The 462-nt window shown below is 65.8% G+C and carries 1 pseudogene; it reads left to right on the top strand.

Annotated features, from left to right (window positions below):
- Window positions 1-405 (top strand): annotated as a pseudogene (locus tag AC0C6X_RS30165) (CoA transferase); the annotation flags it as partial.
- Window positions 406-462: the final 57 nt, after the last annotated feature.

Raw genomic sequence — 462 nt, 5'->3', positions numbered from 1 at the left:
TCCGATCGCGAGGCCTATCTCGCAGGGGCTTTCCTGACCGCGCCGGCGGAAACCTGGCAGCAGCGCCTGCAGGAAGCCGATATTGGCGTATCGCTCTGTGAGAACATCGAAACGATCCGCAGCCGCAGTGCCCGTATTGCCGACGGCACGCCCGGGATCGACCGGGGCAGCTATTCCTTCTCCATCTTCCCGAACCATCCGAGCGGACACACGGTCACGCAGCTCGACCCCTTCGCCATCCGTCCGGCCGTCGGCAAGGTCAAGGCTGTCGCGCCGGCGGAGAAGTACGGGGCGTCTACGCGCGCCGTTCTCCGGTCCTTGAACTGCACCGACGCCGAGATCGACCGGCTGATCGCCTCCGGTACGATCAGCGAGACCTGGAGTGCTGAGTATCTGCCAAGCTAGCAGGAAACGGCGGCTTCGGGTTCTGAGGAGGATACCGGAGCCGCCGGCGGCCCGCTG

The sequence above is a fragment of the Ensifer sp. VA4 genome (genome assembly GCF_055710065.1).
The sequence above is the reverse complement of the archived record's forward strand: the minus strand, read 5'-3'. Positions and strand labels throughout refer to the sequence as shown.